Source organism: Pseudomonas sp., assembly GCF_030696055.1.
In the GTDB taxonomy this organism is placed as follows: Bacteria; Pseudomonadota; Gammaproteobacteria; order Pseudomonadales; family Pseudomonadaceae; genus Aquipseudomonas.
The window spans coordinates 1-5,902 of record NZ_JAUYNP010000167.1; the positions used below are offsets into that span (position 1 = coordinate 1).

Annotated in this window: 13 protein-coding genes; all 13 read right to left on the bottom strand. The window is 55.5% G+C overall.

Going from position 1 to position 5,902, the window contains the following annotated elements; translation table 11 throughout:
* On the bottom strand, nt 1–1,225 hold a 1,225-nt coding region (gene secY / locus Q8Q83_RS09870; RefSeq protein ID WP_305623291.1), incomplete at its 3' end, for a preprotein translocase subunit SecY.
* The gene (gene rplO, locus Q8Q83_RS09875) at nt 1,226–1,660 is read right to left on the bottom strand and encodes a 50S ribosomal protein L15 (protein WP_305623292.1); all 435 of its coding nucleotides are present in this window, start codon (nt 1,658–1,660) and stop codon (nt 1,226–1,228) included.
* A 3-nt stretch (nt 1,661–1,663) separates the two neighbouring features.
* On the bottom strand, nt 1,664–1,843 hold the full coding sequence (gene rpmD, locus Q8Q83_RS09880) for a 50S ribosomal protein L30 (protein WP_079204534.1): 180 nt from the start codon (nt 1,841–1,843) through the stop codon (nt 1,664–1,666).
* A gap of 2 nt (nt 1,844–1,845) precedes the next feature.
* Entirely contained in the window at nt 1,846–2,346 is a 501-nt protein-coding gene (rpsE, locus tag Q8Q83_RS09885) for a 30S ribosomal protein S5 (protein WP_305623294.1), read from the bottom strand.
* 3 nt (nt 2,347–2,349) lie between these two features.
* On the bottom strand, nt 2,350–2,700 hold the full coding sequence (rplR, locus tag Q8Q83_RS09890; protein ID WP_036999709.1) for a 50S ribosomal protein L18: 351 nt from the start codon (nt 2,698–2,700) through the stop codon (nt 2,350–2,352).
* Between the two features lie 10 nt (nt 2,701–2,710).
* Nucleotides 2,711–3,244: a 50S ribosomal protein L6 gene (rplF, locus tag Q8Q83_RS09895; protein WP_305623297.1), complete on the bottom strand. Its 534-nt coding sequence runs from the start codon at nt 3,242–3,244 to the stop codon at nt 2,711–2,713.
* Between the two features lie 12 nt (nt 3,245–3,256).
* Nucleotides 3,257–3,649: a 30S ribosomal protein S8 gene (gene rpsH / locus Q8Q83_RS09900; RefSeq protein ID WP_069519903.1), complete on the bottom strand. Its 393-nt coding sequence runs from the start codon at nt 3,647–3,649 to the stop codon at nt 3,257–3,259.
* A 182-nt stretch (nt 3,650–3,831) separates the two neighbouring features.
* Complete coding sequence (rpsN, locus tag Q8Q83_RS09905; protein WP_305623299.1) at nt 3,832–4,137, bottom strand: 30S ribosomal protein S14; 306 nt, start codon at nt 4,135–4,137, stop codon at nt 3,832–3,834.
* A gap of 13 nt (nt 4,138–4,150) precedes the next feature.
* Nucleotides 4,151–4,690: a 50S ribosomal protein L5 gene (gene rplE, locus Q8Q83_RS09910; protein WP_305623301.1), complete on the bottom strand. Its 540-nt coding sequence runs from the start codon at nt 4,688–4,690 to the stop codon at nt 4,151–4,153.
* A gap of 20 nt (nt 4,691–4,710) precedes the next feature.
* Nucleotides 4,711–5,025 carry a 50S ribosomal protein L24 gene (rplX, locus tag Q8Q83_RS09915; protein WP_305623303.1) on the bottom strand — a complete coding sequence of 105 codons (315 nt, stop codon included), beginning with the start codon at nt 5,023–5,025 and terminating at the stop codon, nt 4,711–4,713.
* Between the two features lie 11 nt (nt 5,026–5,036).
* Entirely contained in the window at nt 5,037–5,405 is a 369-nt protein-coding gene (gene rplN / locus Q8Q83_RS09920; protein WP_003289207.1) for a 50S ribosomal protein L14, read from the bottom strand.
* A gap of 23 nt (nt 5,406–5,428) precedes the next feature.
* Nucleotides 5,429–5,695: a 30S ribosomal protein S17 gene (gene rpsQ, locus Q8Q83_RS09925; RefSeq protein WP_296218093.1), complete on the bottom strand. Its 267-nt coding sequence runs from the start codon at nt 5,693–5,695 to the stop codon at nt 5,429–5,431.
* A 2-nt stretch (nt 5,696–5,697) separates the two neighbouring features.
* A complete protein-coding gene (rpmC, locus tag Q8Q83_RS09930) occupies nt 5,698–5,889 on the bottom strand; it encodes a 50S ribosomal protein L29 (RefSeq protein WP_002555481.1) in 192 nt (63 codons plus the stop codon).
* Nucleotides 5,890–5,902: the final 13 nt, after the last annotated feature.

Here is a 5,902-nt window from a genome sequence, read left to right on the forward strand (position 1 = left end):
TCACAACCACTACCACGATCAGCAACGAGGTCCCGCCAAGATAGAACGGTACGTTGGCAGCCACCACCAGGAACTGGGGCAACAAGCATACGGCCGTCATGTACAGGGCACCGAACATGGTCAAGCGAGTCAACACGCCATCGATATAGCGCGCCGATTGCTCACCGGGACGGATACCCGGAATAAAGGCACCGGACTTCTTCAGGTTTTCCGCTACGTCTTTCGGGTTGAACATCAGTGCCGTGTAGAAGAAGCAGAAGAAAACGATCCCTGCACTAAACAGCAAAATGTTCAACGGCTGACCAGGAGCGATAGCCTGCGAAATATCCTGCAGCCAGCCCAGACCTTCGGACTGACCAAACCAGGCACCCAGCGAGGCCGGGAATAACAGAAGGCTGCTGGCGAAAATGGCCGGGATTACACCCGCCATGTTCACCTTCAACGGCAAGTGGCTGGTCTGCGCAGCGAAGACCTTACGACCCTGCTGACGCTTGGCGTAGTGCACCGCAATGCGACGCTGACCACGCTCAATGAACACCACGAAACCGATAATCGCTACTGCCAGCAAACCGATGGCGACCAGGGCGAAGATATTGATATCGCCCTGCCGAGCAGACTCGAAAGACTGCCCGATCGCCGACGGCAGACCGGCTACGATGCCCGCAAAAATCAGCATCGAAATACCGTTGCCAACACCGCGCTCGGTGATTTGCTCGCCCAGCCACATCATAAACATCGCACCCGCCACGAAGGTGGTGACTGCAACGAAGTGGAAGCCGAAATCAGCCGAAAACGCTACGCCCTGACTGGCCAAGCCAACGGACATGCCGATTGCTTGAACCACTGCCAGGACGACGGTGCCGTAGCGGGTGTATTGGCTGATCTTGCGACGACCAGCCTCACCTTCCTTCTTCAACTGCTCCAGCTGCGGACTGACAGTGGTCATGAGCTGCATGATGATCGATGCCGAAATGTACGGCATGATCCCCAGTGCAAAAATGCTCATGCGCTCCAGCGCGCCGCCAGAAAACATGTTGAACAAGCTAAGAATGGTCCCCTCATTCTGTCGAAACAGGTCCGCCAGCCGATCCGGGTTGATCCCAGGAACCGGGATGTGTGCACCTATCCGATAGACGATGATCGCCATGAACAGAAAGCGCAAACGAGCCCAGAGCTCGGATAACCCGCCATTGCTGAGCGCTGAGAGAGCACCTTGCTTAGCCATTTATTCCTCGAACTTACCGCCAGCTGCTTCGATAGCCGCGCGCGCACCTTTGGTGGCGGCGATACCTTTAAGGGTGACCGCTTGAGTAACTTCACCGGACAGCATGACTTTCACACGCTGTACATGTTGGTTAATCAGGTTGGCATCCTTCAGCGACTGCAGAGTAACAATGCCGCCTTCGATTTTATTCAGCTCGGAGGTACGCACTTGTGCGCGATCCATAGCCTTCAGGGAAACGAAGCCGAATTTGGGCAGACGACGGTGCAGAGGCTGCTGGCCGCCTTCAAAACCCGGAGCAATGGTGCCGCCGGAACGGGAGGTTTGACCCTTGTGGCCACGGCCACCAGTCTTACCCAAACCGCTACCGATACCACGGCCCGGACGGTGCTTCTCGCGACGGGAACCCGGCGCAGGACTCAAATCGTTCAGGTACATGTATTAACCCTCGACTCGCAGCATGTAGTAAGCCTTGTTGATCATCCCGCGATTCTCGGGAGTATCCAGTACTTCTACGGTGTGACCGATGCGACGCAGACCCAGACCCTTCACACAGAGCTTGTGGTTGGGGATACGGCCGGTCATGCTTTTGATCAGCGTGACTTTTACGGTATTAGCCATGATTAGAGAATCTCCTCGACGCTCTTGCCACGCTTGGCCGCAACGGAACCCGGGGACTGCATAGCCTTCAAACCCTTGAAGGTGGCATGCACCACGTTCACCGGATTGGTCGAGCCGTAGCACTTAGCCAGAACGTTCTGCACACCAGCCACTTCCAGAACGGCACGCATAGCGCCGCCGGCGATGATACCGGTACCTTCAGAAGCAGGCTGCATGTACACCTTGGAGGCGCCATGGGCCGACTTCATCGCGTACTGCAGAGTGGTGCCGTTCAGATCAACCTGGATCATGTTGCGACGAGCAGCTTCCATAGCCTTCTGGATAGCAGCCGGCACTTCACGGGACTTACCACGGCCGAAACCGACGCGACCCTTACCATCACCCACCACGGTCAGCGCGGTGAAAGTGAAGATACGGCCACCCTTTACGGTTTTGGCAACGCGGTTAACCTGTACCAGCTTCTCGATATAGCCTTCGTCGCGCTTTTGGTCGTTATTTGCCATAACTTAGAACTCCAGCCCGCCTTCACGAGCAGCATCAGCCAGCGCCTTAACGCGGCCGTGGTACTTGAAGCCAGAACGGTCGAATGCAACCTGAGTCACACCAGCGGCTTTCGCACGCTCAGCAACCAGCTCACCAACTTTCTTGGCCGCGTCGATGTTGCCAGTGGCGCCATCACGCAGTGCTTTGTCCAAGGTTGAGGCGCTGGCCAGAACCTTGCTGCCGTCGGCCGAAATGACCTGGGCATAGATGTGCTGCGAAGAGCGGTACACGCAGAGACGCACGGCTTCGAGCTCGTGCATTTTCAGGCGTGCTTTGCGAGCGCGACGCAGTCGAGTAACTTTTTTGTCGGTCATTTGCTATGCCCTACTTCTTCTTGGCTTCTTTACGGCGGACGACTTCGTCAGCGTAACGAACACCTTTGCCCTTATAAGGTTCAGGACGACGGAAGTCACGAATCTCCGCAGCGACCTGACCAACCAGTTGTTTGTCGACACCCTTGATCAGGATCTCGGTCTGGTTCGGGGTTTCAGCAACCACACCTTCCGGCAACTCATAGTCGATCGGATGGGAGAAGCCGAGAGCGAGGTTCAGCACCTGACCTTTGGCTTGCGCTTTGTAACCAACACCAACCAGCTGCAGCTTGCGCTCGAAGCCTGTGCTAACACCGATCACCATGTTGTTGACCAGCGCGCGAGTGGTACCGGCCATTGCGCGAGTCTGCTGGTCGCCATTGCGAGCAGCGAAACGCAGCTCACCAGCTTCCTGCAGCACTTCAACGGACGAGTGAACGTTCAGTTCGAGAGTACCCTTGGCACCCTTTACCGAAAGCTGTTGACCGGTGAGTTTGATCTCAACACCAGCGGGCAGCTTAACGGGGTTCTTAGCAACGCGAGACATGCTTATCCCCCCTTAGAACACTGTGCAAAGCACTTCGCCGCCGACACCGGCAGCGCGCGCAGCGCGGTCCGTCATCACACCCTTGTTGGTGGAGACGATGGATACACCGAGACCGCCACGAACTTTCGGCAGGTCATCGACGGATTTGTATTGGCGAAGGCCTGGACGGCTCACGCGCTTAACTTCTTCGATAACCGGACGGCCTTCGAAGTATTTCAGCTCGATGGACAGCTGCGGCTTAACTTCACCGCTGATCTGATAACCCGCAATATAACCTTCGTCTTTCAAAACTTTGGCTACAGCCACCTTCAACGTGGAAGACGGCATGCTTACGACGGACTTTTCAGCCATCTGGGCATTACGGATACGAGTTAGCATGTCCGCTAACGGGTCCTGCATACTCATGGGCTAGACGCTCCTGATACAAAAAGAATTAGCCTTGCGGCTACAGTCGCTGAGAATGCTGGGAAAATTGAACCCAGGCTCAGGCGAGCCGAGCATTCTAGAGACTGATCAAAAATGAATCAAGCCCCAAAGGGGGCTGATTCACAGATAAGACAAAGCCGGCACTGGGCCGGCTTTGTTTTTTACCAGCTGGCTTTCACCAGGCCTGGTACATCACCACGCATTGCAGCTTCACGCAGCTTGATACGCGACAGACCGAACTTGCGATAAACGCCGTGCGGACGACCGGTAATCCGGCAGCGGTTACGCAGGCGCGAAGCGCTGGCGTCACGCGGCTGCTTCTGCAGAGCCACTTGGGCTTCCCAACGCGCTTCCGGACTGGTGTTCGGATTGGCGATGGTAGCTTTCAGCTCGGCACGCTTCTTAGCGTACTTAGCTACCGTTTGCTGACGCTTCAGCTCGCGGTTTTTCATGCTGGTTTTGGCCATGATCCAACTCCAATCAGTTGCGGAACGGGAATTTGAAAGCGCGCAACAGAGCGCGACCTTCATCATCCGTACGGGCTGTGGTGGTCAGGGTAATGTCCAGACCACGCAGGGCATCGATCTTGTCGTAGTCGATTTCCGGGAAGATGATCTGCTCTTTCACGCCCATGCTGTAGTTGCCACGGCCGTCGAAGGACTTGGCATTCAGGCCGCGGAAGTCACGCACGCGCGGCAGGGAGATGGACAGCAGACGATCGAGGAATTCGTACATACGATCGCGGCGCAGGGTTACCTTGACGCCAATCGGCCAACCTTCACGAACCTTGAAGCCTGCAATCGACTTACGGGCATGAGTCACTACGACTTTCTGACCGGTGATCTTTTCCAGGTCGGCAACAGCGTGCTCGATGATTTTCTTGTCACCGATCGCTTCGCCCAGGCCCATGTTCAGGGTGATCTTGGTGATGCGCGGAACTTCCATCACGTTGGCGAGCTTAAGTTCTTCCTTAAGCTTCGGCGCGATTTCTTTCCGGTAAATCTCTTTTAGTCGTGCCATGGTCTTCTACCTAGCAGTGTTCAAGCATCAACCGCTTTTTGGGTCGACTTGAAGACACGAATTTTTTTACCTTCTTCAATTTTGAAACCAACGCGGTCAGCCTTGTTGGTTTCGCCATTGAAGATGGCCACGTTAGAAGCGTGCAGTGGCGCCTCTTTCTCGACGATACCGCCCTGAACGCCCGACATCGGGTTCGGCTTGGTATGGCGCTTCACCAGGTTGATCCCACCAACGACCAGACGGTCGTTAGCGAGAACCTTGAGCACCTTGCCACGCTTACCTTTGTCTTTACCGGCGATCACGATGATCTCGTCGTCACGACGAATCTTTTGCATGTCGGATCTCCTTAGAGCACTTCAGGGGCGAGCGAGACGATCTTCATGAACTTCTCAGAGCGAAGTTCACGAGTCACTGGCCCAAAAATACGGGTGCCGATCGGCTCTTGCTTGTTGTTCAGCAGAACAGCAGCGTTGCCGTCGAAGCGAATGATCGAGCCATCAGGACGACGAACGCCGTGACGAGTGCGGACTACGACAGCAGTCATCACTTGGCCTTTCTTCACTTTACCGCGCGGAATTGCTTCCTTAACGGTCACCTTGATGATGTCGCCGATGCCAGCGTAGCGGCGATGCGAGCCACCCAGCACCTTGATGCACATAACGCGACGAGCACCGCTGTTGTCAGCGACGTCGAGCATGGATTGAGTCTGAATCATATAATTTCTCCGACCCTTAGCCCTTAGACTTCCACTGCGCGTTCGAGGATCTCAACCAGCGCCCAAGACTTGGTCTTGGCAACGGGACGGGTTTCACGGATGGAAACTTTGTCACCGATGTGGCACTGATTGGTTTCGTCGTGCGCGTGCAGCTTGGTCGAACGCTTGACATATTTGCCGTAGATCGGGTGCTTAACGCGACGCTCGATCAATACGGTGATGGTCTTGTCCATCTTGTCGCTGACGACACGGCCGGTCAGCGTACGGACTGTTTTTTCGGCTTCAGCCATGATCACTTACCTGCCTGCTGGTTGAGCACAGTTTTCACACGAGCGATGTCGCGCTTAACTTGCGAGAGCAGGTGAGACTGCCCCAACTGGCCAGTTGCTTTCTGCATACGCAGATTGAACTGGTCGCGCAGCAGGCCGAGCAGTTGCTCGTTCAGCTGCTGTGCTGATTTTTCACGAAGTTCATTCGCTTTCATCACATCACCGTCC

What these genes read in the sequence shown, in the direction of transcription:
- rplO (WP_305623292.1), bottom strand. Translation starts at nt 1,660, where the DNA reads ATGTACCTGAACGATTTGAGTCCTGCGCCGGGTTCCCGTCGCGAGAAG.
- rpmD (WP_079204534.1), bottom strand. Translation starts at nt 1,843, where the DNA reads ATGGCTAATACCGTAAAAGTCACGCTGATCAAAAGCATGACCGGCCGT.
- rpsE (WP_305623294.1), bottom strand. Translation starts at nt 2,346, where the DNA reads ATGGCAAATAACGACCAAAAGCGCGACGAAGGCTATATCGAGAAGCTG.
- rplR (WP_036999709.1), bottom strand. Translation starts at nt 2,700, where the DNA reads ATGACCGACAAAAAAGTTACTCGACTGCGTCGCGCTCGCAAAGCACGC.
- rplF (WP_305623297.1), bottom strand. Translation starts at nt 3,244, where the DNA reads ATGTCTCGCGTTGCTAAGAACCCCGTTAAGCTGCCCGCTGGTGTTGAG.
- rpsH (WP_069519903.1), bottom strand. Translation starts at nt 3,649, where the DNA reads ATGAGTATGCAGGACCCGTTAGCGGACATGCTAACTCGTATCCGTAAT.
- rpsN (WP_305623299.1), bottom strand. Translation starts at nt 4,137, where the DNA reads ATGGCCAAAACCAGCATGAAAAACCGCGAGCTGAAGCGTCAGCAAACG.
- rplE (WP_305623301.1), bottom strand. Translation starts at nt 4,690, where the DNA reads ATGGCACGACTAAAAGAGATTTACCGGAAAGAAATCGCGCCGAAGCTT.
- rplX (WP_305623303.1), bottom strand. Translation starts at nt 5,025, where the DNA reads ATGCAAAAGATTCGTCGTGACGACGAGATCATCGTGATCGCCGGTAAA.
- rplN (WP_003289207.1), bottom strand. Translation starts at nt 5,405, where the DNA reads ATGATTCAGACTCAATCCATGCTCGACGTCGCTGACAACAGCGGTGCT.
- rpsQ (WP_296218093.1), bottom strand. Translation starts at nt 5,695, where the DNA reads ATGGCTGAAGCCGAAAAAACAGTCCGTACGCTGACCGGCCGTGTCGTC.
- rpmC (WP_002555481.1), bottom strand. Translation starts at nt 5,889, where the DNA reads ATGAAAGCGAATGAACTTCGTGAAAAATCAGCACAGCAGCTGAACGAG.